Source organism: Streptomyces sp. NPDC020965 (genome assembly GCF_044333555.1).
In the GTDB taxonomy this organism is placed as follows: domain Bacteria; phylum Actinomycetota; class Actinomycetes; order Streptomycetales; family Streptomycetaceae; genus Streptomyces.
Map to the genome: position 1 here is coordinate 376,493 of NZ_JBIRRE010000001.1, position 26,243 is coordinate 402,735.

24 protein-coding genes are annotated in these 26,243 nt (G+C 70.9%); 7 read left to right on the plus strand and 17 right to left on the minus strand.

All coding sequences use genetic code 11. From position 1 onward, the window contains the following. Positions 1–17: 17 nt before the first annotated feature. Positions 18–869, plus strand: a complete 852-nt coding sequence (locus tag ACH4S7_RS01645; RefSeq protein ID WP_398519032.1) for a deoxyribonuclease IV — start codon at positions 18–20, stop codon at positions 867–869. Positions 870–939: 70 nt separating this feature from the next. Beyond that, the gene (locus ACH4S7_RS01650) at positions 940–1,620 is read left to right on the plus strand and encodes a DUF4396 domain-containing protein (RefSeq protein ID WP_398519033.1); all 681 of its coding nucleotides are present in this window, start codon (positions 940–942) and stop codon (positions 1,618–1,620) included. 46 nt (positions 1,621–1,666) lie between these two features. Here ACH4S7_RS01650 and ACH4S7_RS01655 read toward each other — a convergent pair whose 3' ends face one another. Beyond that, positions 1,667–2,299 (minus strand): sulfite oxidase-like oxidoreductase, encoded by a 633-nt coding sequence (locus ACH4S7_RS01655; protein WP_398519034.1) that lies wholly within the window; start codon positions 2,297–2,299, stop codon positions 1,667–1,669. A 158-nt stretch (positions 2,300–2,457) separates the two neighbouring features. On the opposite strand from ACH4S7_RS01655, the gene bfr reads away from it, so the two are divergent. After that, entirely contained in the window at positions 2,458–2,937 is a 480-nt protein-coding gene (bfr, locus tag ACH4S7_RS01660) for a bacterioferritin (protein ID WP_398519035.1), read from the plus strand. Between the two features lie 60 nt (positions 2,938–2,997). Here the strand turns inward: bfr and ACH4S7_RS01665 are convergent, their stop codons facing one another. Then, a complete protein-coding gene (locus ACH4S7_RS01665; RefSeq protein ID WP_398519036.1) occupies positions 2,998–3,357 on the minus strand; it encodes a bacterioferritin-associated ferredoxin in 360 nt (119 codons plus the stop codon). Positions 3,358–3,604: 247 nt separating this feature from the next. Beyond that, a complete protein-coding gene (locus tag ACH4S7_RS01670; RefSeq protein WP_398519037.1) occupies positions 3,605–4,957 on the minus strand; it encodes a class II 3-deoxy-7-phosphoheptulonate synthase in 1,353 nt (450 codons plus the stop codon). A gap of 320 nt (positions 4,958–5,277) precedes the next feature. On the opposite strand from ACH4S7_RS01670, the gene ACH4S7_RS01675 reads away from it, so the two are divergent. Then, positions 5,278–7,248: an anthranilate synthase family protein gene (locus tag ACH4S7_RS01675; protein WP_398519038.1), complete on the plus strand. Its 1,971-nt coding sequence runs from the start codon at positions 5,278–5,280 to the stop codon at positions 7,246–7,248. A gap of 137 nt (positions 7,249–7,385) precedes the next feature. Here the strand turns inward: ACH4S7_RS01675 and ACH4S7_RS01680 are convergent, their stop codons facing one another. The 5 genes from ACH4S7_RS01680 to ACH4S7_RS01700 form a co-directional block, all read right to left on the minus strand. Next, complete coding sequence (locus tag ACH4S7_RS01680) at positions 7,386–8,393, minus strand: 2-hydroxyacid dehydrogenase (protein WP_398519039.1); 1,008 nt, start codon at positions 8,391–8,393, stop codon at positions 7,386–7,388. Positions 8,394–8,586: 193 nt separating this feature from the next. Beyond that, complete coding sequence (locus tag ACH4S7_RS01685) at positions 8,587–9,615, minus strand: 6-phosphofructokinase (protein WP_398519040.1); 1,029 nt, start codon at positions 9,613–9,615, stop codon at positions 8,587–8,589. A gap of 187 nt (positions 9,616–9,802) precedes the next feature. Continuing rightward, positions 9,803–10,480 carry a response regulator gene (locus tag ACH4S7_RS01690; protein WP_398519992.1) on the minus strand — a complete coding sequence of 226 codons (678 nt, stop codon included), beginning with the start codon at positions 10,478–10,480 and terminating at the stop codon, positions 9,803–9,805. Positions 10,481–10,722: 242 nt separating this feature from the next. Then, entirely contained in the window at positions 10,723–11,931 is a 1,209-nt protein-coding gene (gene macS, locus ACH4S7_RS01695) for a MacS family sensor histidine kinase (protein ID WP_398519041.1), read from the minus strand. Between the two features lie 120 nt (positions 11,932–12,051). Then, complete coding sequence (locus ACH4S7_RS01700) at positions 12,052–12,915, minus strand: lysophospholipid acyltransferase family protein (RefSeq protein WP_398519993.1); 864 nt, start codon at positions 12,913–12,915, stop codon at positions 12,052–12,054. Between the two features lie 177 nt (positions 12,916–13,092). Between ACH4S7_RS01700 and ACH4S7_RS01705 the strand changes: the two genes are divergently transcribed. Next, positions 13,093–13,875, plus strand: a complete 783-nt coding sequence (locus tag ACH4S7_RS01705; RefSeq protein ID WP_398519042.1) for an alpha/beta hydrolase — start codon at positions 13,093–13,095, stop codon at positions 13,873–13,875. Further along, a complete protein-coding gene (locus tag ACH4S7_RS01710; protein ID WP_398519043.1) occupies positions 13,868–14,473 on the plus strand; it encodes a hypothetical protein in 606 nt (201 codons plus the stop codon). The genes ACH4S7_RS01705 and ACH4S7_RS01710 overlap by 8 nt, the downstream gene beginning before the upstream one ends. 37 nt (positions 14,474–14,510) lie before the next feature. Here ACH4S7_RS01710 and ACH4S7_RS01715 read toward each other — a convergent pair whose 3' ends face one another. The 6 genes from ACH4S7_RS01715 to ACH4S7_RS01740 all read right to left on the minus strand — a co-directional run bounded on the left by ACH4S7_RS01715 (position 14,511) and on the right by ACH4S7_RS01740 (position 19,894). Beyond that, entirely contained in the window at positions 14,511–15,287 is a 777-nt protein-coding gene (locus ACH4S7_RS01715) for an endonuclease/exonuclease/phosphatase family protein (protein ID WP_398519044.1), read from the minus strand. Between the two features lie 331 nt (positions 15,288–15,618). Next, positions 15,619–16,560, minus strand: a complete 942-nt coding sequence (locus ACH4S7_RS01720) for an ROK family glucokinase (RefSeq protein ID WP_398519045.1) — start codon at positions 16,558–16,560, stop codon at positions 15,619–15,621. A 72-nt stretch (positions 16,561–16,632) separates the two neighbouring features. Next, positions 16,633–17,112 carry a DUF5304 domain-containing protein gene (locus tag ACH4S7_RS01725; protein ID WP_398519046.1) on the minus strand — a complete coding sequence of 160 codons (480 nt, stop codon included), beginning with the start codon at positions 17,110–17,112 and terminating at the stop codon, positions 16,633–16,635. A 174-nt stretch (positions 17,113–17,286) separates the two neighbouring features. Beyond that, positions 17,287–18,498 carry an ArsA family ATPase gene (locus tag ACH4S7_RS01730; protein ID WP_398519047.1) on the minus strand — a complete coding sequence of 404 codons (1,212 nt, stop codon included), beginning with the start codon at positions 18,496–18,498 and terminating at the stop codon, positions 17,287–17,289. Beyond that, positions 18,498–18,947: an SRPBCC family protein gene (locus tag ACH4S7_RS01735; protein WP_398519048.1), complete on the minus strand. Its 450-nt coding sequence runs from the start codon at positions 18,945–18,947 to the stop codon at positions 18,498–18,500. Before ACH4S7_RS01735 ends, ACH4S7_RS01730 begins: the two co-directional genes overlap by 1 nt. Before the next feature lie 191 nt (positions 18,948–19,138). Continuing rightward, positions 19,139–19,894 (minus strand): metallophosphoesterase, encoded by a 756-nt coding sequence (locus ACH4S7_RS01740; protein ID WP_398519994.1) that lies wholly within the window; start codon positions 19,892–19,894, stop codon positions 19,139–19,141. 301 nt (positions 19,895–20,195) lie between these two features. On the opposite strand from ACH4S7_RS01740, the gene ACH4S7_RS01745 reads away from it, so the two are divergent. Next, positions 20,196–21,992 (plus strand): AMP-dependent synthetase/ligase, encoded by a 1,797-nt coding sequence (locus ACH4S7_RS01745; RefSeq protein ID WP_398519049.1) that lies wholly within the window; start codon positions 20,196–20,198, stop codon positions 21,990–21,992. Between the two features lie 64 nt (positions 21,993–22,056). Here the strand turns inward: ACH4S7_RS01745 and ACH4S7_RS01750 are convergent, their stop codons facing one another. The 3 genes from ACH4S7_RS01750 to ACH4S7_RS01760 all read right to left on the minus strand — a co-directional run bounded on the left by ACH4S7_RS01750 (position 22,057) and on the right by ACH4S7_RS01760 (position 26,173). Next, the gene (locus tag ACH4S7_RS01750) at positions 22,057–22,911 is read right to left on the minus strand and encodes an aminoglycoside phosphotransferase family protein (RefSeq protein WP_398519995.1); all 855 of its coding nucleotides are present in this window, start codon (positions 22,909–22,911) and stop codon (positions 22,057–22,059) included. A 353-nt stretch (positions 22,912–23,264) separates the two neighbouring features. After that, positions 23,265–24,908 carry a GMC oxidoreductase gene (locus ACH4S7_RS01755; RefSeq protein ID WP_398519050.1) on the minus strand — a complete coding sequence of 548 codons (1,644 nt, stop codon included), beginning with the start codon at positions 24,906–24,908 and terminating at the stop codon, positions 23,265–23,267. A gap of 122 nt (positions 24,909–25,030) precedes the next feature. After that, positions 25,031–26,173: a glycosyltransferase family 4 protein gene (locus ACH4S7_RS01760; RefSeq protein ID WP_398519051.1), complete on the minus strand. Its 1,143-nt coding sequence runs from the start codon at positions 26,171–26,173 to the stop codon at positions 25,031–25,033. Positions 26,174–26,243 lie beyond the last annotated feature (70 nt).

Consider the following 26,243-nt stretch of genomic DNA (forward strand, 5'->3'; position numbering starts at 1 on the left):
AGGAACCGTGAACACCTATGCGCAACCCCGTCGGCGGCCATGTACCCGTGGCGGGTGGCCTCGCCAGGACCGGTCTCGGCTACGCCCGTGAGCTGAAGGCGGAGACCCTCCAGGTCTTCGTCGCCAACCCGCGCGGCTGGGCGACGCCCCCGGGAAACCCCGCACAGGACGAGGCGTTCCGCGCCGGCTGTGCCGAGGCCGGGCTGCCCGTGTACGTCCACGCCCCGTATCTGATCAACTTCGGCTCGCACACGGAGGCGACCGCCGAGAGGTCGGTGGAGTCGCTCCGGCACTCACTGCGCCGGGGCCGGGAGATCGGGGCCCTGGGCGTGGTCGTCCACACCGGTTCGGCGACCGGGGGCCGGCCCCGTGAGGTGGCGCTCGCGCAGTTGCGGGAGCTGGTGCTGCCCCTGCTGGACGAGCTGACCCGGGACGACGATCCGACGCTGCTGCTGGAGTCGACGGCCGGACAGGGCTCCTCGCTCTGCTCCCGGGTCGAGGACTTCGGGCCGTACTTCGCGGCGCTGGACTCCCACCCCGGGCTCGGCATCTGTCTGGACACCTGTCATGTCTACGCGGCCGGTCATGATCTCGCCGCGCCCGGAGGGATGACGGAGGCCCTGGACCTGCTGGTGGAGACGGTCGGCGAGGGGCGGCTCGGGCTGATCCACGCCAATGACTCCAAGGAGACCGTGGGCGCGCACAAGGACCGGCACGAGAACATCGGCGCCGGTCACATCGGTACGGAGGCGTTCGGCGAACTACTGCGCCATCCGGCGACGGACGGTATACCGCTGATCATCGAGACCCCCGGGGGCCCCGACGGCCATGCGGCGGATGTGGCGCGCCTGAAGGACCTGCGCATATAGCCTAGTACCCTAGGGGGGTATATGGTTCCGCTGTTGGCAGGAACCGTACACCTGACCTTGGGGATCTCTCATGCGGCACGGCGCCCAGCATCCGGACGAGAACCACGGCACACCCGCCGGGCACGGCACTCATACGAACCACGACGGCCATGACGGTCAGCCGGGTCACAACCGTCAGGCCGGTCACGACGGTCAGGCGGGGCAGGCCGGTCATCCGGGAGGCGCGGACAGCCACAGCCACCACGGCGGCACGGCCGACGGCGGCCACCCGGGACACGGCAAGGGCTCCGGCGAACACGCAGGGGAGCACGGCGGCGGGGTGAGCTGGTCCATGGCGGCCAGGGCGACCCTGCACTGTCTCATCGGCTGCGCCATCGGCGAGGTCCTGGGCATGGCGATCGGCACCGCCCTCGGCTGGCACAACGTGCCCACGATGGCTCTGGCGATCTTCCTCGCCTTTATCTTCGGCTACTCGTTCACCATGGTCACCGTCCTGCGGGCCGGTCTCGCCTTCAAGGCCGCGGTCAAGGTGGCGCTCGCCGCCGACACCCTCTCCATCACCGTCATGGAGATCACCGACAACAGCGTGCTGGCGCTCTGGCCGGGCGCCCTGCACGCCGAACTGTCGGACGGGCTCTTCTGGTACGCCCTCGCCATCGCCTTCGCGGTCGCCTTCGTGATCACCACGCCGGTGAACAAGTGGCTGATCGGCCGGGGCAAGGGCCACGCGGTGATGCACCGGTTCCACTGAGCCCCGCCGGGGAGCACACGGCCACGAGGGAGCCGGCGCGGTGGCTTCAGAGCTCGGGGCCGTCCCCGGGCTCCTCCTGGTACGAGTACCGCTGCTCCCGCCAGGGATCGCCGAGATTATGGTAGCCGCGCTCCTCCCAGAAGCCGCGGCGGTCGGCGGTCATGTACTCCACGCCCCGGACCCACTTGGGCCCCTTCCAGGCGTACAGCCCGGGCACCACCAGACGCAGCGGGAAACCGTGCTCGGCGGTGAGCAGTTCACCGTCCTTGTGGGTGGCGAAGATCGCGCGTTCGGAGGCGAAGTCGGCGAGCCGCATATTGGCGCTGAATCCGTACTCCGCCCAGACCATGACATGGGTGACCGACGGCGCGGGCGGCGCGAGATCGACGATCGTCCGGGCGGGCACCCCGCCCCATTCGGCCCCCAACATGCTGAACTTCGTCACGCAGTGCAGATCCGCGACGACCGTGGAGTAGGGCAGCGCCGAGAACTCCTCGTGGTTCCAGCAGTGCTTGTCCCCGTCGGCGGTGGCACCGAAAACCCTGAACTCCCAGCGCTCCGGTTTGAACTTGGGCACCGGTCCGTAATGGGTGACGGGCCAGCCACGCTGCAACCGCTGTCCCGGTGGAAGCGCCGACTCCTCTGGTGCGCGGTATTCCCGGCTCTCCGGCTGACCCATGTCTTCCATGGTGACAGACCGGGAGGGGTGGTCATGACCAGGTCTGGCCCGATTCGGGCAACTCCTACTAAGGAGGCACTTACTGGACGGCCCCCGGTCGCGATGCGAGGATGCGCGCACCTGTTCCCCGAGCACCACGCGTGGAAGGAGCCTCTGCGATGCAGGGCGACCCCGAGGTCATCGAATTTCTGAATGAGCAGCTGACCGGCGAGCTGACCGCGATCAATCAGTACTGGCTCCACTACCGCATCCAGGAGAACAAGGGCTGGACGAAGCTGGCCGAGTACACCCGTGCCGAGTCCATCGACGAGATGAAGCACGCGGACAAACTGACGGAACGCATTCTGTTCCTCGACGCGCTGCCGAACTACCAGCGGCTGTTCCACGTCCGGATCGGCCAGACGGTGACCGAGATGTTCAAGGCGGACCGGCAGGTCGAGGTGGAGGCCATCGACCGCCTCCGGCGCGGTATCGACCTCATGCGCGCCAAGCACGATGTGACCTCGGCGAACCTCTTCGAGGAGATCCTCGCGGACGAGGAGCACCACATCGACTATCTCGACACACAGCTCGATCTGATCGAGCAGCTCACCGAGCCGCTGTACCTCGCGCAGCAGATCAAACAGCCCAACGCCTGACCCACCGATGGGAAGCCGGGCACGGAGGGGTGACAACGGGGTGACGCCGAAGGAAAGACCCTAGGCCGCTTCGCTCAAGCCCGGGACGGCGGCCTGGCCGCGGTCGATGCCGGTCACCGCGCCACGATCGCCGATGGCCGTCTCACCGCGATCCGCGAAGGCGGCCTCGCGACGGTCCGTCACGGCGCGCTCGCGCGGCTCCGGGACGGTGGCGCTCGCCAGCGCGGGCCTGCCCTGGTCGAGCAGCTCGCGGCGGGGGCAGCCGCCCCGGCCCAAGAGGGACTGGATCTGCCGGACGCACGACCCGCAGTCCGTGCCCGCCTTGCTGACGGAAGCGATCTGGCGGGGGGTGCAGGCACCGGCGTCCGCGTGGTCCTTCACCTGCTGCTCAGTGATGCCGAAGCAAGAGCAGACGTACACGCGGGTTCACCTCCCCGACCGGGATCAACAGGTCCTGCCCGTGCCGATCGATCACCCGGACGGTGGATCACCGTGGTGGTCCGTCATCCGGTGCGCTTCATCATCGCGGCCGATCCGGCGGATCGCCCCGATTAATCGGTGAGGCAAACCTAACCTTACCCGGCAACCGGCGACGGTAAAAGCCTTCGCATGACAAAGGGGGCGCGGATCACATGGATCCGCGCCCCCTGAGCCGTACGTCAGAAGATCACTGGTCGCGGTACATCTCGGCGACCAGGAACGCCAGGTCCAGCGACTGGCTGCGGTTCAGCCTGGGGTCACAGGCCGTCTCGTAGCGCTGGTGGAGATCGTCGACGAAGATCTCGTCGCCGCCGCCCACACACTCGGTGACATCGTCGCCGGTCAGCTCCACATGGATGCCGCCGGGGTGCGTGCCGAGCGCCTTGTGGACCTCGAAGAAGCCCTTGACCTCGTCCAGGACGTCGTCGAAGCGACGGGTCTTGTGCCCCGATGCCGCCTCGAAGGTGTTGCCGTGCATCGGGTCGGTCACCCACGCCACGGTCGCGCCGGAGGCGGTGACCTTCTCGACCAGCTCCGGGAGCTTGTCCCGGACCTTGTCGGCGCCCATCCGGACGACGAAGGTGAGCCGGCCGGGCTCGCGGTCCGGGTCCAGCCGGTCGATGTACGTCAGCGCCTCGTCGACCGTGGTCGTCGGGCCCAGCTTGATGCCGATCGGGTTGCGGATCTTCGAGGCGAACTCGATGTGCGCCCCGTCGAGCTGGCGGGTGCGCTCGCCGATCCAGACCATATGGCCCGAGACGTCGTACAGATGGCCCGTACGGGAGTCGACGCGGGTGAGCGCCGACTCGTAGTCGAGCAGCAGGGCCTCGTGGGAGGCGAAGAACTCGACCGTACGGAACTCCGCGGGGTCGGTGCCGCATGCCTCCATGAAGTTCAGCGCGTTGTCGATCTCGCGGGCGAGCTGCTCGTAGCGCTGGCCGGAGGGCGACGACTTCACGAAGTCCTGGTTCCAGGCGTGCACCTGGCGCAGGTCGGCGTAGCCACCGGTGGTGAAGGCGCGCACCAGGTTGAGCGTCGCCGCGGAGGCGTTGTACATCCGCTTCAGCCGCTCGGGGTCCGGGATCCGGGCCTTCTCGGTGAAGTCGAAGCCGTTGACGGAGTCGCCCCGGTAGGTGGGGAGGGTCAGTCCGTCACGGGTCTCGGTCGGCTTGGAGCGCGGCTTGGAGTACTGGCCGGCGATCCGGCCGACCTTCACCACGGGCACGGACGCCGCGTAGGTGAGGACGGCGCCCATCTGGAGCAGGGTCTTGAGCTTGGCGCGGATGTCGTCGGCGCCGACGGCGTCGAAGGACTCGGCGCAGTCGCCGCCCTGGAGCAGGAACGCCTCGCCCCTGGCGACGGCTCCCATCCGGGCGCGCAGCTGGTCGCACTCGCCCGCGAAGACGAGTGGCGGATAGCTCTCCAGCTCCGCGATCACATCGCGCAGAGCCTCGGCATCCGGGTACTCGGGCTGCTGCGCCGCGGGCAGGTCTCGCCAGGTGTTGCCACCGGCGGGGGTGGTCTTAGCGTTCACGGTCACATCGCCAACAGTACGGGGTCACTCCGCACACACCTTCGGCCGCCCACTGAATGAGACAGTCTGTCCATCATTCCGGACCGACGGTCAGCGCCCACGGGCCGGCCGTGGGGTAGGGTTCGCGGCATGATCGCGCACTCACGTCGGCCTCAGCCGACCCAGAACTGGTGGTGGACCGCTCACTCGGCGGCCCACTGACTGCGCGTACCCACTGACACGCGAAGGCCGCCCCGAGGGGCGGCCTTCGGTGTTTCCGCAGGGAAACCGGCCGTTCCTCCCCCGTACTCCATGGCCTCCATGGACCCCTGGAAGGAACCCACCGGATGCCCATCGCCCGGCTTCTCCACGACGATCGCCCCTTCGCCCTGCTGCGCAGACGCACCCCCGGCCGTGATCACGACACCGTCGAGGTGCTGACCGGCCCGGTCCGGGAGGTCGCGACCCTCGCCGAGCTGCCCGTCCTGGACCGCCCCTCGCTGGCCCTGATCCCGTTCCGGCAGATCAGGGAGCGCGGATTCGACGTCCGCGACGACGCCACCCCCCTGAGCGTGCTGGTCGCGGAGGAGACCGCCACCCTGCCGCTGGCGGACGCCCTGGCCGCGCTGCCCGCCCATGACGTACGGGTCGAGGCCGGGGCCTTCGACGTCGGGGACGAGGAGTACGCCGACGTCGTCCGACGCGTCATCGAGGACGAGATCGGCCGGGGCGAGGGCGCGAACTTCGTCGTCCGTCGCACCTACACCGGCCGCATCCCCGGCTTCGGCCGTGCGGACGCGCTCGCCCTGTTCCGACGGCTGCTGGCGAGCGAGCGGGGCGCCTACTGGACCTTCGTGGTGCACACCGGTGAGCGCACCCTGGTCGGCGCCAGCCCCGAGGTGCACGTCCGGATGAGCGGCGGTGTCCCCGCCTCCCACGCCGTCTCCCCACCTGCACCCGGGTCCGCACCGGGATCCGCACCTGGGGCCGCACCGGGATCCAGCAGTACGGGGAGTCGCTCGGGGACGGTCGTGATGAACCCCATCAGCGGGACCTTCCGCTATCCGCCCGACGGCCCGACCCCGGAGGCGCTGCTCGGCTTCCTCGCCGACCCCAAGGAGCGCGACGAGCTCTCCATGGTCGTGGACGAGGAGCTGAAGATGATGTGCACCGTCGGTGACATGGGGGGCGTCGTCGTCGGTCCCCGGCTGAAGGAGATGGCCCACCTCGCGCACACCGAGTACGAGCTGCGGGGCCGTTCCTCCCTCGACGTGCGGGAGGTGCTGCGGGAGACCATGTTCGCGGCGACGGTCACCGGATCCCCCGTACAGAACGCGTGCCGGGTGATCGAGCGGTACGAATCCTCCGGGCGCGGCTACTACGGGGGCGCGCTCGCGCTGCTCGGCACGGACGCGGACGGCGCGCAGACCCTGGACTCGCCCATTCTGATCCGTACCGCGGACATCGACGCCGACGGCGGGCTGCGGGTACCGGTCGGTGCCACCTTGGTGCGGCACTCCGACCCCGCGAGCGAGGTCGCCGAGACCCACGCCAAGGCGGCCGGGGTACTGGCCGCGCTGGGAGTACGGCCCGGCCGGCCGGCCGGGCAGGCCGAGCGGCCCCGGCTCGGCGACGACCCCCGGGTGCGGGCCGCGCTGGACGCGCGCCGGGCGGGCCTCGCGCCGTTCTGGCTGCGGATGCAGGAGCGGTCCAGCACGCTCTCGGGCCACGCGCTGATGGTCGACGGGGAGGACACCTTCACCGCGATGCTGGCGCATCTGCTGCGGTCGACGGGTCTGGCGGTGACGGTACGGCGCTTCGACGAGCCGGGCCTGCGGGACGCGGCACTGGCGCACCCGGGTCCGGTGGTGCTGGGGCCGGGGCCCGGCGATCCCTCCGACGCCACCGATCCCAAGATGCGCCTGCTGCGCGGGCTCGCCCACGATCTCCTGCGTGGGCACCGTCACGGAGTGCTGGGGATCTGCCTGGGCCATGAGCTGCTGGCGGCGGAGCTGGGGCTGGAGATCGTACGGAAGGCGACGCCGTACCAGGGGGCGCAGGAGCGGATCGACTTCTTCGGGCGGCCGGAGACGGTCGGCTTCTACAACAGCTTCACCGCGCGCTGCGACGACGGGGCGCTGACCGGGCTGGCGGCGCGGGGAGTGGAGGTGGCGCGCGATCCGGCGACGGGTGAAGTGCACGCCCTGCGGGCCGCGGGCTTCGCCTCGGTGCAGTTCCATCCGGAGTCGGTGCTGACGCTGGACGGCCCGGGAGTGGTCGCCGAACTGCTCGCCGGCGCACTGCTCAGCCGGTCCTGAGGGCACGGCGGCGCGGGACCGGGGGCGGCGCGGAAGGGGGCGGGGCCCCTTGGTGGGCCGCGCGGGGCGTAGCTCGGTGACCGTGAGCGGGGCGTAGCTCCGTGACCGTGCGGCCCGGGGCTTGGTGAGCGCGTACGTCAGGAGGCGGGGCCGGCCGGCGACACCAGGAAGTTCTCGGTGCGGCGGCCGGCCACGTAGTCGTCGACGTTCTGGACGGTCGCCGCGACGATCTGGCCGACCGCGTCCTCCGTGTAGTACGCCTGGTGCGAAGTGACCAGCACATGGGGGAAGGTGACCAGCCGGGCCAGGGTGTCGTCCTGGATCGCCTCCAGGGACTTGTCGAGGAAGAAGAGCCCGGCCTCCGCCTCGTACACATCGAGCCCCACCCCGCTGAACCGGCCCCGACGCAACTCCGTGACCAGCGCGTCCGTATCGATCAGCCCGCCACGGCTGGAGTTCACCAGAATGGCGTCGTCCTTCATGGCCCGTAGTTCGGCCGCACCGATCAGATGGTGGGTCGCGGGCAGCAGCGGCACATGGAGGCTGACCAGATCGGCCGCGGCGAGCAGTTCGTCCTTGTCGACATAGGTCATGCCCAGCGCGGCGCAGGCGGGGTTCTCGGCGACGTCCCAGCCCAGCAACCGCATACCGAAGCCGTGGGCGATCCGGGTGAACGCCTCGCCGATCTTGCCGGTGCCGAGCACCCCGACCGTACGGCCCCGCAGATCGCGGCCCATCAGCCCGTCGAGCCGGAAGTCGAAGTCACGGGTGCGGGCGGAGGCACGGACGATCCGGCGGTTGACGGCCATCGCCAGGGTCCAGGCGAACTCCGCCACCGAGTAGGGCGAGTAGTACGAGACCCGGGCGATGCTGATGCCGAGCCGCTCGGCCACGTCGAGATCGATGTTGTTGAAGCCGGTCGAGCGCTGGGCGATCATCGAGGTCCCGCCGACGGCCAGGGTCTGGAGCACCCGCCCGCTCAGATTGGCGTTCACGCTGGTGGAGATCGCCTCGTAGCCGGCCGCCATGGGCGCGGTGTCCTCGGTCAGGAAGACATGCACACAGTGGATGTCGTGGAGCCCCGCGAAGGCCCGCTCGATCAGCGGCCTCTCATCGGCCTGGACGCCGAAGGCAAGGATCTCCACACCGTCTCCCGAGGCTGTTGGATCCGCTGGTCCGTCCAGGCGCACCCCGGACGGTCCCGGTCGGCCGGGAGCAGCGGGCCGCGGGCCGGATGTCGCGGACGGACCGGAGATCACAGATACCGGACATCGCGAATATACGGCCCGCGGCCCGGGTGCGCCGGTCGGGAGCTTCCCCCGGCCGGGGTGCGACCCGTCAGCCGAAGAACACCCCGACCTCGTCGTAGAGCGCGGGGTCGACGGTCTTCAGCCGGGCCGTCGCCTCCGAGATCGGCACCCGCACGATGTCGGTGCCCTTCAGGGAGACCATCTTGCCGAAGTCGCCGTCCCGTACCGCGTCGATCGCGTGCAGCCCGAAGCGGGTCGCCAGCCAGCGGTCGAAGGCGCTCGGTGTCCCGCCGCGCTGGACATGGCCGAGGACCGTGGTGCGGGCCTCCTTGCCGGTGCGGCGCTCGATCTCCTTCGCCAGCCACTCGCCGACGCCGGAGAGCCGGACGTGCCCGAACGAGTCGAGGGTGCCGTCCTTGAGCACCGCGTCGCCGTCCTTGGGCATCGCGCCCTCGGCGACCACGACGATCGGCGCGTAGGTGGCTTTGAAACGCGAGGTCACCCAGGCGCATACCTGGTCGACGTCGAAGCGCTGCTCCGGGATGAGGATGACATTGGCACCGCCGGCGAGGCCCGAGTGCAGGGCGATCCAGCCCGCGTGCCGCCCCATCACCTCCACGACCAGGACCCGCATATGCGATTCGGCGGTGGTGTGCAGCCGGTCGATCGCCTCGGTGGCGATGCCGACGGCCGTGTCGAAGCCGAAGGTGTAGTCGGTGGCGGAGAGGTCGTTGTCGATGGTCTTGGGGACGCCGACGCATTTGACGCCGTACTCGTCGTGCAGGCGCGCGGCGACCCCGAGGGTGTCCTCGCCGCCGATCGCGATCAGCGCGTCGACCTCGCCCTTGGCGAGGTTCTCCTTGATGCGGCGGATGCCGTCCTCAACCTTGAGGGGGTTGGTGCGCGATGAGCCGAGGATGGTGCCGCCGCGGGGCAGGATGCCGCGGACGGCCGGGATGTCGAGCGGGACCGTGTCACCTTCGAGCGGTCCGCGCCATCCGTCGCGGTAGCCGACGAAATCGTACGCGTACTCCTGGACGCCCTTGCGGACGACGCCGCGGATGACAGCGTTGAGGCCGGGGCAGTCGCCGCCCCCGGTCAGTACTCCGACGCGCATGGATACTTCCCTTCGCCTAATGGGCCCTGTGACCGTCACGCTAATGGTGATCCAGGTCACTCCGGGATGGCGGGGAAGGTCAATTCCTGTGCGAGAAGCGGCCTTTGACTCCCTTGCGACGGAGCGAATTCACCCGTACGAGCGGGGTGGCGTGAGACCACCGGTACCCCTTCGGGTGTAAGAGCACTCAGCCGTCGTCGTCCAGACCGCGCTCTATCGCGTAGCGCACCAGCTCCACCCGGTTGTGCAGTTGGAGCTTGCCGAGGGTGTTCTGGACATGGTTCTGGACGGTGCGGTGCGATATCACCAGCCGCTCGGCGATCTGCTTGTACGACAGCCCCTTGGCGACCAGGCGCAGCACCTCGGTCTCCCGCTCGGTCAGCCGCGGCGCCTTCGGCTCCGCGCCCCCGGCGACGGGGGTGGGCTCGGAGGCGAGTCTGCGGTACTCCCCCAGCACCAGTCCGGCGAGGCCGGGGGTGAAGACCGGATCACCGACGGCGGTGCGGCGGACGGCGTCGGTCAACTCCTCCGTGCTCGCGGACTTGAGGAGATATCCGGTCGCGCCGGATTTCACCGCCTCCAGCACATCGGCGTGCTCACCACTGGCGGAGAGCACCAGGACCCGCAGTCCGGGCAGCGTGCCGACCAGTTCCTTGCAGACCTGGACGCCCGGCAGCGCGGGCAGGTTGAGGTCGAGGACGAGGACGTCCGGTGTGACCGCCTTGGCGCGGCGCACGGCCTGCTGGCCGTCGCCCGCCGTCGCCACCACGTCGAAACCGGCGGCGGTCAGATCGCGGGCGACCGCGTCCCGCCACATCGGATGGTCGTCCACGACCATCACGGTGATCGTCTGCTGGTCCGTCATCTGCTGTCCGCCTTCCCCCCGAGGGCCGCTGAGCCCCGTTGAACTCATGGTGCCTGTCCCTGTGTCGGTGTCGGTGTCTGTCTCTGTGCCTGCGCCGGTGCCGGTGCCGGTGCCGGTGCCGGTGCCGGTGACCGCTGTGGTGACCGGGCCGCCCGGGGTGCCGGTGGTCTCAGTGACGGTGACGCGGGTGGTGTTCGCGCCGTTCCCACCGCTCGCGCCGGCGCCGGTGACGCGGGGGGTGCTCATGATGTGGACGGGACGCGGGGAACCTTCAGCTCGACCTCGGTCCCCTGACCCGGCACCGAGATCAGCTCGGCCGTGCCGCCCAGCTCCCGCAGCCGGCCCCGGATCGAGAGCGCGACCCCGAGCCTGCCCTCCCCCTCCGCCTGGGCGAGCCGGCCGTCCGGAATGCCGGGGCCGTCGTCCCGGACCGTCACGATGACCTCCTCGGGCCACTCCTCGACCAGAATCCACGCCCGCGCCCCACTCCCGGCGTGCCGGGCCACATTGTCCAGGGCGGCACTGACGGCGGCGGCCAGCTCGGTTGCGGCGGCGGGCGGCAGCAGTACGGGCGCGCCCGGCTCCGAGAACGTCACGGTGGGGCCGGCGTGCCGGGCCAGCAGCGACCGGAGATCGCAGGGACCGGCCCCGCCGTCCGGTTCGTCGTCGTCGACCGCGCGGACCACCGCGCCCAGCGCGGTGTCCTCGGAGGTACGGGTGGTGGGCACGAGACCGCTTGAGACCAGGGTCCGCAGCGCGATCTCCTGCTCCCCCGCCAGCCGTCCCAGCTCCGCCGCCTCACCGCCGATCGCGGTGCCGCGCCGCTGCACCATCGCCAGCACCTGGAGGACGCTGTCATGGATATCGCGGGCCAGCCGCTCCCGCTCCCGGGTCGCCGCATCGATCTCCAGGGCGCGGGCGAGGGTGCGTTCAGAGGCGCGGGCGACCTCGACCACGTAACCGATGGCGATGGAGGCGATCCACACCAGCAGCACATTGTGGAAGGTGTCCCGGTTGGGCTCGCCGCGTTCGATGATGTGGGCTATCGCGACGAGGGAGGAGGCGAAGGCGGCCCAGCGCCAGCCGCCCTTGATGGCGAACGCGAGCACGGAGCCCGCCGTCCATATGGTCGGCAGGGTCGCGCCGTTGACCTCCTGGGCATGGATGTCGGCGAGCGGTGTCAGCAGGATGCCGGTCAGCGCGATCGTGAGATCGGCGCCGAGGAACGGCTTGGTGCAGCGGGCGGCGTTGGCCACCCGGGGCAGGGTGGCCAGGGTCCAGACCGCCATCACGGCGAGAAAACCGATGGCCACCCAGGGGCGCTCGAACTTCTCCGAGGTGTAGCCGAAGAGAAGGAGCGCGTAGACCATGGTCAGGACCCGGTAGGCGGTGAGCGCGCGCCACAGCGGCAGCTCCACCGACATCCGTACGACCCGTTCGCGTTTCGCCATGTCCCCCACCCCCGAAACGACCCTGCTCCCCCGACGAACGACGCGACGACCGACGCGACGAACGCTGTGCCACACGACGCGATGACCGAGACGACGACCGAGACGACGACCGATGTGCGGCTAAGCGGCCGACCGGCGGCTCGTGCCCGTCTCGCCTGCCTCGTCCGTACCGCTCGCCTCGTCCTTACCGCTCGCGTCGCCCGCCTTGTCCGTACCGCTCGCGTCGCCCGCCTTGTCCGTACCGCTCACCGCGTCGGGACCGCTGTCCGCCCGCGCGGCCGGGTCCGCCTTCGCCGCCGCCTTGGCCGCCTTCTCCGCGTCGGCGATCTCCCGCTTGGCGACCGTGGCGTAGATGTCGACGTACTCCTGGCCGGAGAGCTTCATGATCTCGTACATGACCTCGTCGGTCACCGCGCGCAGGATGTAACGGTCGTTCTCCATGCCGTGGTAGCGGCTGAAGTCGAGCGGCCTGCCGATCCGGATGCCGGGACGCATCAGCCTGGGCACCACCTTGCCGGGCGGCTGGATCTTCTCGGTGTCGATCATGGCGACCGGGATCACTGGAGCGCCCGTGGAGAGCGCCACCCGGGCGAGACCGCCCGGCTTGCCCCGGTAGAGCCGGCCGTCCGGGGAGCGGGTGCCCTCGGGGTAGATCCCGAAGAGACCGCCGCGCTCCACCACGTCGATACCGGCCTTGATCGCCGCCTCACCGGCACCGCGCGCCCCCGAGCGGTCCACCGGAAGCTGCCCGACGCCCTTGAAGAAGGCGGCCGTGAGCCTGCCCTTGACGCCCGGGGAGGTGAAGTACTCCGCCTTGGCGATAAAGGTGACCTTGCGGTCGAGGACCGCGGGGAGGAAGAACGAGTCGGAGAACGAGAGGTGGTTGCTCGCGAGGATCGCCGGCCCGGCGGCGGGAACGTTCTCCAGACCCTCCACCCAGGGCCTGAAGGCAAGCTTCAGCGAGCCTCCGATGGAGAACTTCATTGCGCCGTAGATCAACTCGAATGCCTCCTATTACTGTCGAACAGACCTTAACCCGAGGTGACCTGCCATCCCCGCCCCGAGGGACCTACGGATCTGGTCGGTGTCAGTCCGGTCGCGTACCGTGAGGTACACCCTCGTCAACAGCCTCGCGCTTCATGAACAGAACAGGAGACCCCGGTGCCGGTCCTTCCCGGAGCCGAGCCGTACCGCCATGAGGGCGGAGAGGTCGGCGTCCTTCTCTGTCACGGCTTCACCGGCTCCCCCCAGTCCCTGCGCCCCTGGGCCGAGTACCTGGCGGCGCGCGGACTGACCGTGTCGCTGCCGCTGCTGCCCGGACACGGCACCCGGTGGCAGGACATGCAGATCACCGGCTGGCAGGACTGGTACGCCGAGGTCGACCGCGAGCTGCGCGAGCTGATCGCGCGCTGTGAGCACGTCTTCGTCTTCGGCCTCTCGATGGGCGGGGCGCTCACCCTCCGGCTCGCCGCGAAGCACGGGGACGCGGTGCGGGGCATCGTCGTGGTCAACCCCGCCAACAAGGTCCACGGCGCCGCGGCGCCCGCCCTCCCCGTCGTCCGCCACCTCGTCCGCACCACCCGGGGGCTGACCGACGACATCGCCAAGGAGGGTGTGACGGAGCTGGGGTACGACCGGGTCCCCCTGCACGCCGCGCACTCGCTGCGGAAGTTCCTCCGGCTGGTCGACGGCGAGCTGCCGCAGGTCACCCAGCCGTTGCTGCTGATGCACAGCCCGCAGGACCATGTGGTGCCGCCGGCAGACTCGGCCCGGGTGCTCAGCCGGGTCTCCTCCACCGATGTCCGGGAGGTTCTGCTGGAACAGAGCTACCACGTCGCGACGTTGGACCATGACGCGGAGCGGATCTTCGAAGAGAGTCACGCGTTTGTGGATCGCCTCGCTCCGACTGTCACGACCAGGGGAGGGAGTACCACCGGTGGCTGAGCACGACGCGGAACGTGAACCGCAGCCCATCGACGAGGAGGCTGCCTGGGCCGCCATCGTCGCGGGGTACGGGGAGGAGCCGGCCGACCCGCCGGGCGCCAAACCGTTCAAATCGGTCGAGGATCTGGCCCTGCTCGAAGGCGATCTCAACGAGTCGCCGAAGAAGCGGTCCGCCGAGACCACGCCGGGACCAGAAGCGGAGCCCGAGTCGGAGCCAGAGCCGAAGCCCGACGGGGACAGACCCGCGCTGGGCAGCTCCATCACTTTCGCACCGGGCGTCGGCGGCGCCGGGCCCCGGGACTACGGCCTTGCGGAGCCCAAGGAGGAGGACCTCGACGAGAGTGACGAGGGCCACTTCGTGCCACCGGAGCCGCCGCCGCTGCCGGAGGCGGATGTGACGGCCAAGTTCGCCTGGCTCGCGGTGGTCGGCGGCCCCGTGCTGATGCTGATCGCGGTGCTGTTGCAGTGGGAGATGACCTGGTGGCTCACGACGCTCTGCGTCGGCGGCTTCCTGGGCGGTTTCGCGACCCTGGTCGCGCGGATGGCGACCGGGGACGACGAGGAGAACGACGACCCGGGGCGCGGCGCGGTGGTCTGAGGGCCCGGTGATCAAAGGCCCCGCCGTCAGAAACGCCCTAGACCTCGCCCCGGAGCGCGTCGTCCCGAAGGGCGGGCATGCGGAGCGCGGCCAGCACCGGAAGATGGTCGGTGGCCGCGCTCAGGTCCGCCCGGGTGATCCCGGGCAGGTCCCACGGCACCCCGCAGCCCAGCACCTCGACCCCCTTGCCCGCGAAGATCGCGTCGATGCGGCTGCGTGGCTCCCCCGGCGGGAAGGTGTGTTCGCCGCCCCACGGCGCGACCGCCCAGCAGTCCTGAAGCTCCCCCGCCAGCCGCTGGAATGCCCGCCCGGTGGGTCGGTCGTTGAGGTCGCCGGCCGCGATGGTGTACGGGGCGTCCAGCGCCGACAGCCGGTCGAGGGCCATCCCGGCCTGGGCGTACCGCTCGTCCGACCGGAGGCTCAGATGACAGCTGAGCACACCGATCCGGGCTGCCCCGAACCGTACGACCGCCGTCGCGAACCCACGGCGGTGGAGACCGGGGGTGAGGGGCAGCAACACGTCCTCCGTGCGTTCGACCGTCGCGCGCAGCGAGCAGAGCAGCAGCGGGCCAGCAGCCGTGGCGCCGCCGCTCAGGACGACGAGATCGGTCTTGGCGGCGAGCCGGGCGGCGTGCTTGCGCCAGCGGAAGAAGCGCGGGGCCTCCTGGATGAAGACGAGATCCGGTTCGCAGGCGCGGATGACGCGGACCAGGGCGGATTCGTCGTCCCGCAGGGAACGGACGTTGTAGCTGAGGGCGCGGACGACGACGGAACCGTCGCCTTCGGTACGGGAGTTGGGGAGCGGGGTCACCATGCCCGCAGCCTACGGTTTCCCGGGGGCTCGGACCCGGGTACCGCGCCCGTCGAAGGCGGACTCCCGGCCGAATCAGGCGCGAGGGTCACCCCGTAGCACCGCATCGGCGCCCGGCCCGGCCCCTCCCCGGCACCCGCAACGCCAACCGCACCCGCACCCGCACCCGCACCCGCACCCGCAACGACCACCGCCCCTTCGCCGCCCGGCTCAAGGCGTGGGCGGCGGCGGACGGTGGTCGGTCAGTCAGTTGGCCGGTCGGCCGGTCGGCCGGAGCCACTGGGCTCATGGGTAAGGGTCCGGGCGGAAGCAGCGGTGGCCCCGGGCGGAGCCGTCAGCCCTGGCGGGCCAGGTCGGCCGCGCCCACCAGACCGGCCCTGTTGCCCAACTGCGCGGCGAGGACCTGCGCGTGCGGACGCCACTGGCCGCCGATCAGCCAGCGGCGGAAGGACTTGCGGATCGGGTCGAGCACCAGCTCGCCCTCGTCGGAGACGCCACCGCCGACGATGAACGCCGATGGGTCGAACAGCGAAGCCAGGTCCGCCAGACCGGCACCCGCCCAGCGGGCCAGTTCACGGAAGGAGTCGATCGCCACCGGGTCGCCCTGCCGGGCCGCCGCGCTGATGTGCTTGCCCTCGATGCCGTCCGGGGTGCCGTCGCCGAAGCTCAGCAGGATCTCCGCGTTCTCCGGGGTGGCGTTGGCGCGCTGGCGGGCGTAGCGGACGAGGGCGCGGCCGGAGGCGTACTGCTCCCAGCAGCCCTGGCTGCCGCAGCCGCAGAGCAGGCCGTCCGGAACCACCCGAATATGGCCGAATTCCGCCGCCACACCGAAGCGGCCACGGCGCAGCTTGTTGCCGATGATGATGCCGCCGCCGAGTCCGGTGCCGAGGGTGATGCAGATGACGTCCTCATGACCCTGGCCCGCGCCGAAGCGGTATTCGCCCCAGGCGGCGGCGTTGGCGTCGTTCTCGACGACCACCGGCAGGCCGACGCGCTGCTCGACCTTGTCCTTGAGGGGCTCGTGGCGCCAGTCGATGTTCGGTGCGAACAGCACGGTCGCGCGCTTGTCGTCGACGTAGCCGGCCGCACCGATGCCGACGGCCTCGATGTCGTGGCCCTTGCCGGCTCCGCCGACGGCGGCACAGATCGCGTCGACGATGCCCTCGGGGGTCGACGGCGTGGGCACGGTGTGTGTCTCCAGGATGGCGCCCGCTTCGTCGACCACGCCCGCCGCGATCTTGGTACCGCCAATGTCGACACCGATGGTGAATCCCATTTGTCCCTCGATTTTCGGTCAAGCCCTGGGGCCAACCGTACCCGAGGGGGGCACCTTATTGATCAGTGCAGGTCAGTCCAGATCGATGCGCTCGCCCGGCCCCGGCCCCTCGTCACGCGGGTCGTCCGGGGTGCCCGAAGCGGGGGACGCGGGCTTCCCGGTCCCGGTACCGGAAGACGTGGTGGGCCGCTGGGTCCAGCGCCGCTCCTGGTCCTCGACGGCGGACCGGTAGGCGGCGAGCAGCTCCCCGCCCGCGGCGGCGAGGTGGTCGAAGACCTGGGGGTTGCGCTCGATGACCGGCTCCACCGCGGACTTCGCCTGGTTCACCAACTGCTGTACGGCGCTCTGCGCGGCCATCCCGGGCAGGGACGTCTGGAACTCGGAGACCTTGTCCGCGACCGCACCGAACAGCTTGCGCAGCTCATCGGCGGCGGAGCCGGGCGGTACGCCGTACTCGGCGCGGCGTCGGGCCTTCTCCTCAGCGAGGTCCTCGGCGCAGGCGTCGGCCCAGGCGTCGGCGTCCGCGTCGGGGCGCTGGGTGGCATCGCTCATGGCGTACTCCTGCACGGGGGCGTTGGTCGGCGGGTGGTCTCGCACTCTCGAAGGTACCCGAACGGACGCGAACCGTTGAGGCCATGTCTGATGGATCTTGCTGGGCTCGCGTGATCCGTCAGACACGCTCCGGCCTCGTCGGCCACCGAGGTCCGGAGGCCCCGGAGTCCGGTTTCAGTCCTCGCGGGGCCACAGGCCGGGGTCGGGGGTGAAGCGGACCCGTAGCGTCCCCTCCGTGAGCGCCGCGCCGGAGACCGAACAGCGGCGCAGCGCGGACGGCAGCGGAACGATCCTGCGGAACGGTCCCACCGTGAGCAGCAGCTCGTCGCCCCGGCGCACCAGACCGGTCTCCTCCTTGACCGCGCCCGGCAACGGAATCGCCCAGGTGAAGGTGCCGTCCACCGCGCGCAGGTCCTCGATCGGCCAGGGTGTCGCCGCCCGCGGCGGTTCGGTGCCCCCGACACCGACACCGACACCGACACCAGCGTCGACTTCGGCGTCGACACCGAGCGGGGCCAGGTCGGCGAGGGTCTGCGGGTCGCGGCCCGCGTGGGGGATCTCGCGGACGGTGGTGGCGGGCGCCCACTCCCCGTACCACTCGTGCAGGGTCTTCTCCTGCTGTGCGGCGAGACCCGCGAGCCAGGTGTCGGCGGAGTGCCGGGGCAGGACGCGGTTGGCGATCAGGGTGTCGACGCGGACCTCGTGCAGCGCGAGTCCGGTCCGTGCGGTGCGCAGGGCGTCGGCGGCGGACGGCCCGGGTTCGGCCACCACGCGCACGGTCAGTCCCGGGGATTCCAGCAGGCTCTGGACGGCCGCCAGCTCCGTGTCCCAGCGCGCGACCGCCTCGTACAGCCAGTGCGCGGGCATCGGGACGCCGGCGAGCTGGGCGAGTACGGGCCGCAGGGCGCGGGCGGCCTGCCGTTCGGGGGGCAGCAGCCGGCGCAGATAGCGGCGGAGCTGCTCGGGCAGGGCGAGCAGGGCGATCGCCTCGCGGACCGGGGGCATATCGACGACGACCAGGTCCCAGTCACCGGCCTGGGCGGTGGTGACCGCCTTGAGCAGGGCGAAGTCCGAGCTACCGGGGAGTTCGGTCAGTTCCTCCGCCGCGAGCCGGGCGGCCCCCAGCAGGTCGAGCACGGTCCCGGCGCGGTCCTGGAGGTTGAGGAACTCGGCCCGGAAGTCGGCCGCGGTGTCGATCCGGGCGGCCGAGAGCCCGTCGGCGACCGGCGCCGGGGTGGTGGTGAGCGCGGTGCCGAGGACGTCCCCGGGTTCGGCGGAGAGGAGGAGGACCCGCCCCGGGGCGGTGCGGGCGGCGGCGAGCGCGGTCGCCACCGCGACGGTCGTACGGCCCGCGCCGCCCAGGCCGGTGACGAGGACCGTACGCATCAGACGGTGGGTCCGCTCTCGACGCGCTTCTTCAGTCCGTCCAGTGCGCGGTCGATGATGACCTTCTCGGCCTTGCGCTTGATCATGCCGAGCATGGGGATCTTGACGTCCACGGTGAGCCGGTAGGTCACCTCGGTGCGCTCGCCGCCGCCGACGGGCGCGAGGGTGTACGAGCCGTCGATGGCGCGCAGCATCTGGGACTTCACGAGGGTCCAACTGACCTGGTCCGGGCCGGTCCAGGTGTACGCGAGAGTGTGATCGTCCTTGATCGCCCCGGCGTCCAGGACGAGCCGGACCTGTTCGGCGCGGCCCTGCTCGTCGCGGGAGATGACCTCGGCCTGCTTCACCTCGCCGGTCCACTCGGGGTAACGGTCGAAGTCGGAGATCACCGCCATCACCTCGTCCGGTGCCGCCTCGATGGTGATGCTTGAGCTGGTGTGTTCCGCCATCGCTGCGGCTCCTCAACATGCGGTACGGGCCTGGGGTGGTCGCTGTGCAGGCTATCGCGCCCACGCCGGCGGGCCGCCCGTGGCCCGGGTGATCACCGGATGGGGAACGGCCCGATCACCGGGTGACGAACCGGGCGCCGGAGTCACCAGGCCACCAGGCCACCAGGCCACCAGGTCACCAGGTCACCAGGTCACCAGGTCAGGGTCCAGGGCCGGCCCGTCGAGGCGAAGTGCCCGACATTCACGCACTCCGTCGCGCCGACCCGCATCCGGGACGCCAACGGCTGGTGGACGTGGCCGAAGAGGGCGTACCGGGGCCGGGTGCGGCGGATCGCGTCCAGCAGGGCCCGGCTGCCGCGCTCGAAGCGCCGCGCGACGGTGTCGTACATCAGCTCGGGCACCTCGGGCGGGATGTGCGAGCAGAGCACGTCGACCTCGCCGAGCGCCTCGACCTTGGCCGCGTACTCGTCGTCCGAGATCTCGTACGGCGTGCGCATGGGGGTGCGCAGTCCGCCGCCGACGAACCCGAAGACCCGGCCGCCGATCTCGACGCGTTCGCCGTCCAGGACGGTGGTGCCCGGCCGGGCGTACTCCGGCCAGAGGGCCGGGATGTCGACATTCCCGTAGGTGGCGTACGTGGGGCTGGGGAAGGCGGCGAACAGCTCGGCGTACTGACGGCGCACGGCCCCCTCGATGGCGCTGTCCCGGTCGACGGCCAGCTCGGACCAGAGCCTCCGTCCCAGCTCACGAGCCTCCTCGAAGCGGCGGGCGGTGCGCAGGGAGACGATCAGATCGGCGTTCTCGACACCGAAGAGATCGGGGAAGATGCCGCGCGAGTGATCGGCGTAGTCAAGGAAGAGCACGAGGTCGCCGAGGCAGATCAGCGCGTCCGCGCCGTCCCCCGCCTTGGCGAGATCCCTCGCGTTGCCGTGCACATCACTGACCACATTGACCCGGACGCCACCCATGGTCATCAACCCTAGGGCGAACCCTTGCGGGCTGGACAGAGGGGTCGGACCAGTCGTTCTTCCGACGGGGCGGGAGGGTGGACTACTCTGCGCGGAGCACTGTCATGCATGTGTGACGCAGGGAACATCTGGCTGGAACCCCCTATCCGGATCAGCGTACCGATCGGTAACGTCCGGGCAGTCCAGTCGTGCTCACCCCCGGGAGCACCTGCCCGATCTTGGACCGCAGCCGGTATTCCCACAGAGCCGTGGTACCGGCGCCCGATGAGGAGCAGCAGTCTTGCGCGAGTTCAGCCTTCCGGCCCTGTACGAGGTCCCCGCGGACGGCAACCTGACGGATCTGATCCGCCGCAACGCCGCGCAGCACCCCGATGTCGTCGTGATGGGCAGAAAGGTGGGGGACGCCTGGGCGGACGTCACCGCCACCCAGTTCCTCGCCGAGGTGCGGGCCGCCGCCAAGGGCCTGATCGCCGCCGGGGTCAACCCCGGTGACCGGGTCGCCCTGATGTCGCGCACCCGGTACGAGTGGGTGCTGCTGGACTTCGCGATCTGGAGCGCGGGCGCGGTGACCGTTCCGGTGTACGAGACCAGTTCGGCCGAGCAGGTCTCCTGGATCCTCTCCGACTCGGGCGCCGTCGCAGCGATCGTGGAGAGCGCGGCGCACGTCGCCGCCGTGGCGTCCGTACGGGACCGGCTGCCGGCCCTCCGCGAGCTGTGGCAGATCGAGGCGGGGGCCGTCGACGAGCTGGTCACATCGGGTGCCGACATCCCCGACAGCACCGTGGACGAGCGCAGCGCCACGGCGAAGGCGGACGACCCGGCGACGATCGTCTACACCTCCGGCACCACCGGCCGCCCCAAGGGCTGTGTGCTGACGCACCGCAGCTTCTTCGCGGAGTGCGGGAACGCGGTCGAGCGGCTGAAGCCCCTCTTCCGTACCGGCGAGTGCTCCGTCCTGTTGTTCCTGCCCGCCGCGCATGTCTTCGGGCGGCTGGTCGAGGTCGCCGCCATCATGGCGCCGATCAAGCTGGGCTGTGTCGCCGACATCAAGAACCTCACCGACGAGATGGCCGCCTTCCGCCCGACCCTGATCCTCGGGGTGCCCCGGGTCTTCGAGAAGGTGTACAACGGCGCACGCGCCAAGGCGCAGGCCGATGGCAAGGGCAAGATCTTCGACCGGGCCGCGCAGACGGCGATCAGCTACAGCCGTGCGCTGGACACCCCGCAGGGCCCGTCCCTGGGGCTGCGGCTGAAGCACACGATCTTCGACAAGCTCGTCTACGCCAAGCTGCGGGCGGTGCTGGGCGGCCGGGTCGAGCACGCCATCTCCGGCGGCGCGCCGCTCGGCGAGCGGCTGGGGCACTTCTTCCGGGGCACCGGCTTCACGGTGCTGGAGGGGTACGGCCTCACCGAGTCCTGCGCCGCCACCACCTTCAACCCCCCGGACCGGCAGAAGATCGGCACGGTCGGCCAGCCGCTGCCCGGCTCGGTCGTACGGATCGCCGACGACGGCGAGGTGCTGCTCTACGGTGAGCACCTCTTCCAGGGCTACTGGAACAACGAGGCGGCGACGGCGGAGGCGCTGGCCGACGGCTGGTTCCACACGGGCGATATCGGCGCCCTGGACGAGGACGGCTTCCTCACCATCACGGGCCGCAAGAAGGAGATCCTGGTCACGGCGGGCGGCAAGAACGTCGCGCCCGCGGTCATCGAGGACCGCATCCGCGCCCACGCCCTGGTCGCGGAGTGCATGGTGGTGGGTGACGGACGGCCCTTCGTGGGCGCGTTGATCACCCTGGACGAGGACTTCGTCAGCCGGTGGGCCGTGGAGCACGGCAAGCCGGCCGATTCGACGGCGGTCTCGCTGCGCGACGACCCGGAGCTGTTGGCCGAGATCCAGGGCGCCGTGGACGACGGCAACGCCGCCGTCTCCAAGGCGGAGTCGGTACGGAAGTTCCGTATCCTCGGCGCCCAGTTCACCGAGGCGGCGGGGCACATCACGCCGTCGATGAAGCTGAAGCGGAATGTGGTGGCGAAGGACTTCGCCGATGAGATCGAGGCGATCTACCGCGGCTGATCGCACGCCCCGAACGGGCGGGTGCACCAGATGGCCGGGGTGCCGGCCATCTGGTGCACCTGGCTTACGGGGTGATCGCTTCGCGCCGCAGTAGGATCCCGGCCAGCGTGACCTGGGCGGGTTCCAGCGCGGTCTTGCCGTCCTCGATGTCCCAGAGGGCGTTCTGTAGCACCCGGCCGAGCGTCCAGCCGGTCGCCCGCCCCCGGTCCACGCCGACCACTTCGGTCAGCTGGTCGAAGCGGCGGAGCACCGTACGGGTCGGATCGCCGGTCGCCACCACGTCGGCCCAGCGGCTGTCCAGCGCGGGCCACAGGTCGAACCCGGGGTCACCGGCGAGCGGTTCGGGGTCGATGGCCAGCCAGGGCTCCCGCTGCCCGGCGAGGACGTTGTCGTAGTGCAGGTCCCAGTGGAGCAGCCGGTCGCCGGATTCGCCGATCAGCTCGGCCACGGCGGAGGCGCAGGTGCGCACGAGTCGTCGTTCGGCCGGGTCGCGCAGGGACGGCAGGGCGCGCGGCACCTCGTCCAGCATGGCGGCGGCGATATCGGACAGGCGGCGCAGACCCTCGGGGGCGGGGACCGCGACCAGCCGGGCCAGCAGTTCCGCGAGGATCTGGGTGGCGGCGGTGTCATCGGCCACCGACGACAGCGGCCGGTCCGCCGCCAGCCGCTCCAGGAGGGTGGTGCCGGATTCCGGGTCGTGTTCGAGCAGCCGCACCACGCCGTGGCCGCGCCAGGTCCGCAGACCGAGCACGGTGCCGGCGTTCTCCGGGGCGGCCTGCTGGAGCCTGAGGACGGCGGGGGTGCCGTCCGCCCGGGTCACCGGTAGCACGAGCGCGGCCATGCCGTGTCCCGGGGGGCCGTCCGGCCGCAGTGCCCAGCGGTCCAGGAACTCCGCGACCAGTTGCGGCAGCGCGGCGATCCAGGCGGGGCCGGACGCGTGGTGCTCGCGGCAGGAAGCGGCGAACGCCTCGGGTACGGCGGGGACAGCGGACGCGGCGGGTACGGCAGGAGGGGCGGGAACAGCGGACGCGGCGGGTACGCCGGCGGGGTGCGGGGGAATCGACGGATTCAATTCGGGTGTCTCCTTCGTGGGCTCCGGGTTCGACGGGGAACGGCGGAGCGCACGGCGGTGCCCGGCTCGCGGGCAGGCATCAAATCATCCCGCCACCCTACGCGAGCGTGATCACGCCCGCCCCGGATTTCCGGCCGGGCACGGCGCTTCGGGGGCGTCCCCCGCCCGGTCGGAGACCGCGGGCCGGACGGGGTGCCCGGTCAACCGGCGATGCCGGCGGTATCGGCGTTGCCGATGATGTCCTGCTGGATGATCCGCTCCAGGGAGCGCTCGGCGAGCGCCGTGATGGTGACGAACGGATTGACCCCGATCGAGCCGGGCACCAGCGAGCCGTCGACCACATACAGCCCCGCATACCCCTTGGCCCGGCCGAAGTCGTCGGTCGCGCGGCCCAGGACACAGCCGCCCAGCGGGTGGTAGGTGAAGTCGTCGGCGAAGGTCCGGTTGCCGCCGAAGAGGTCGTAGCGGTAGATGGTGGCGTTGGCCCGGTTGATCCGGTCAAAGAGGGACTTCGCCGCGGTGACGGACGGCCGGTTCTGCGAGCGGGTCCAGTTCAGCCGCGCGGAGTCGGTGGCGGCGTCATAGCGGAAGGTGCCCCGCTCCGGGTTCTTGGTGATCGCCAGATAGAGGCTGATCCAGTGCTCAAGCCCCATCGGCAGCGGCGCTATCTCGGCGAAGACGGGGTGGTCGCGGTTGTTCCAGTCGTCGATCCCCAGCACCGGCATGGTCGACTGGCGGGCGCCGACCGTGTCCCAGAGGTGGTTGGCGCGGGCGGTCATCACATTGCCGTTGGGGCCCCAGCCCCGGCCGACCTCGGGGTGCAGCTCGGGCAGGGTGCCCGTCTCCCGGGCGCGCAGCAGGAGTTCGGTGCTGCCGAGGCTGCCCGCGCCGAGGAAGAGCCGGGCGCAGCCGATCTCCCGGGTGTCGGTGATCCGGCCGCTGAGGTCGGAGCGGTCGACGGTGACGACATAGCCGTCGGCGTCCCGCCGGATGGCGCGGGCCCGGCTCATCGTCTCGATGGTGACATGGCCGGTGGCGAGCGCGGCGGCGAGATAGGTCCGGTCGAGGCTGAGCTTGCCGTGGTTGTTGCCGTAGATGACCTCCCCGGCCAGCGCCGACTTGGGCGCCTGCCCGGCGGCCTCGCGCCGCATATGGCCGAAGTCGTAGACATTGGGGACGAAGACGGTGCGCAGCCCGGCCTTGTGGGCGTGCTTGCGGGAGATCCGGGAGAAGCGGTACCACTCGGTCGACTCGAACCAGGCGGGGTCGATGTCATTGACGCCGAGCATCCGGCGGGCGCGCGGGAAGTAGGTCCCGTACATCGCGTCGGCGTCGACCCCGGGGAGGACCTCGGTGAAGTACGTACGGGGCGGAGTGACCGCCATCCCCCCGTTGACCAGCGATCCGCCGCCGACGCCCCGCCCGACGTACACAGACATGTCGCCGTATCCGACCCGGTCGAGCACGCCGGGGTAGGGGCTGATGTTCCGGTTGACGACGTCGAGCCAGAGGAAGCAGGAGAGCGGGGCCTCGGTGCGGGTGCGGAACCACATGGAGCGCTGGTCGGGCGAGGTGGTGGGACAGAAGATCCGGCCGTCGGGCCCGGGGGTGTCCCAGAGCCGGCCCATCTCCAGGACGACCGTGCGGACACCCGCCTGGCCGAGCCGCAGCGCGGCGACCGCGGCCCCGTAACCGGAACCGATGACCAGGGCGGGGGCGCGGTCGGTGGCGGACGGTTCGACGGCGGCGGCCGAGGAGAGCCCGATCCGGGTGAAGCCGAGTGCGGCGGCGGTCCCCAGGGCGGTGGCGGCCAGCATGTGACGGCGCGTCAGATGTGAGGTCATGCCCAGAGGGTCGGCGACATCAGGCCGATTTCCCATACTCAGCGGGGCAGAATCCGACGCACCGTCAAAAATGACTTTACGCAGTTCACCGAAGTGTCATGCGGACGGTTGGCGCGGCGGACTCAGAGGAGATCGCGTAGCTTCTCGGCCAGTAGATCCCAGCGCCACTTCTCCTCGACCCACTGCCGGCCACGCTCGCCCATCCGGCGCCGCAGCTCCGCGTCCTCCAGCAGGGCCACGATCCGTTCGGCCGACTCCTCGGTGGAGTCCCCGCGGACCACCCAGCCGGTCTCGCCGTCCAGCACCGCGTCGGGGGCCCCGCCGGAATCCCCCGCCACGACCGGCAGACCGGTCGCGGACGCCTCCAGATAGACGATGCCGAGGCCCTCCACGTCCAGACCGCCGCGGCGGGTCCGGCACGGCATGGCGAAGACATCACCCGCGCCGTAGTGCGCGGGCAGCTCCGACCAGGGCACGGCGCCGGTGAAGTGGACGGAGTCCGCCACCCCCGTCCGGGCCGCGAGACCCCGTAGCTCCTTCTCGTACGGGCCGCCGCCGACGATCAGCAGGACCGTGTCCGGGACCCGCGCCAGGATCGCGGGCAGCGCGCGGATCAGCGTGTCCTGACCCTTCCGCGGCACGAGCCGGGAGACACAGACCACCACCGGGCGGTCGGCGAACCCCAGCCGCCGCCGCACCGCGTCCCCGCCCGAATCCGGGTGGAAGGTTTTCTCGTCCACGCCGGGCGGCAGTTGGACCATGCGCCGGGCCGCCTCCGGGCTCAGCGCGGCGGCGATCCGGGAGCGGGTGTACTCGCCGAGATAGGTGATCGTGTCCGTGCCGTCGCCGATCCGCCGCAGCAGTCGCCGGGCGGCCGGGAGCTGCGCCCAGCCGGCCTCGTGGCCGTGCGAGGTGGCGACCAGTCGCCGCGCGCCGGCCCGGCGCAGGGCAGGTCCCATCAGCCCGAGCGGCGCCGCCGCCCCGAACCAGACGGATTCACAGCCGTGCTCGCGCAGCAGTTCGGTGGCGCGGCGGGTGACCGCGGGGGTCGGCAGCAGCATCGTCGTACGGTCCCGCACGACGGTGAACGGCTGCTCGGCGTCGAAGGCGGCGGTCGCGTCGGCGCCCTCACGGCCGCGCTTCCAGGTGGAGGCGTAGACGACGAGCTGATCCGGGTCCAGGCGCAGCGCCATGTTGTGCAGGAACGCCTGGATGCCTCCGGGCCGGGGCGGGAAATCATTGGTCACGATCAAGGTCTTGTGCATGGTCCGCCGACAGTACCGAAGTCCGCCGTGCGCTCCGAACGGCCCCGCCTCATCGCTCGGATACGGCCTC

Bases quoted from the DNA above. Each gene is read 5' to 3' on its own strand.
- ACH4S7_RS01645 (WP_398519032.1), top strand. From the start codon at position 18: ATGCGCAACCCCGTCGGCGGCCATGTACCCGTGGCGGGTGGCCTCGCC.
- ACH4S7_RS01650 (WP_398519033.1), top strand. From the start codon at position 940: ATGCGGCACGGCGCCCAGCATCCGGACGAGAACCACGGCACACCCGCC.
- ACH4S7_RS01655 (WP_398519034.1), bottom strand. From the start codon at position 2,299: ATGGGTCAGCCGGAGAGCCGGGAATACCGCGCACCAGAGGAGTCGGCG.
- bfr (WP_398519035.1), top strand. From the start codon at position 2,458: ATGCAGGGCGACCCCGAGGTCATCGAATTTCTGAATGAGCAGCTGACC.
- ACH4S7_RS01675 (WP_398519038.1), top strand. From the start codon at position 5,278: ATGCCCATCGCCCGGCTTCTCCACGACGATCGCCCCTTCGCCCTGCTG.
- ACH4S7_RS01685 (WP_398519040.1), bottom strand. From the start codon at position 9,615: ATGCGCGTCGGAGTACTGACCGGGGGCGGCGACTGCCCCGGCCTCAAC.
- ACH4S7_RS01690 (WP_398519992.1), bottom strand. From the start codon at position 10,480: ATGACGGACCAGCAGACGATCACCGTGATGGTCGTGGACGACCATCCG.
- macS (WP_398519041.1), bottom strand. From the start codon at position 11,931: ATGGCGAAACGCGAACGGGTCGTACGGATGTCGGTGGAGCTGCCGCTG.
- ACH4S7_RS01700 (WP_398519993.1), bottom strand. From the start codon at position 12,915: ATGAAGTTCTCCATCGGAGGCTCGCTGAAGCTTGCCTTCAGGCCCTGG.
- ACH4S7_RS01715 (WP_398519044.1), bottom strand. From the start codon at position 15,287: ATGGTGACCCCGCTCCCCAACTCCCGTACCGAAGGCGACGGTTCCGTC.
- ACH4S7_RS01720 (WP_398519045.1), bottom strand. From the start codon at position 16,560: ATGGGATTCACCATCGGTGTCGACATTGGCGGTACCAAGATCGCGGCG.
- ACH4S7_RS01725 (WP_398519046.1), bottom strand. From the start codon at position 17,112: ATGAGCGATGCCACCCAGCGCCCCGACGCGGACGCCGACGCCTGGGCC.
- ACH4S7_RS01730 (WP_398519047.1), bottom strand. From the start codon at position 18,498: ATGCGTACGGTCCTCGTCACCGGCCTGGGCGGCGCGGGCCGTACGACC.
- ACH4S7_RS01735 (WP_398519048.1), bottom strand. From the start codon at position 18,947: ATGGCGGAACACACCAGCTCAAGCATCACCATCGAGGCGGCACCGGAC.
- ACH4S7_RS01755 (WP_398519050.1), bottom strand. From the start codon at position 24,908: ATGACCTCACATCTGACGCGCCGTCACATGCTGGCCGCCACCGCCCTG.
- ACH4S7_RS01760 (WP_398519051.1), bottom strand. From the start codon at position 26,173: ATGCACAAGACCTTGATCGTGACCAATGATTTCCCGCCCCGGCCCGGA.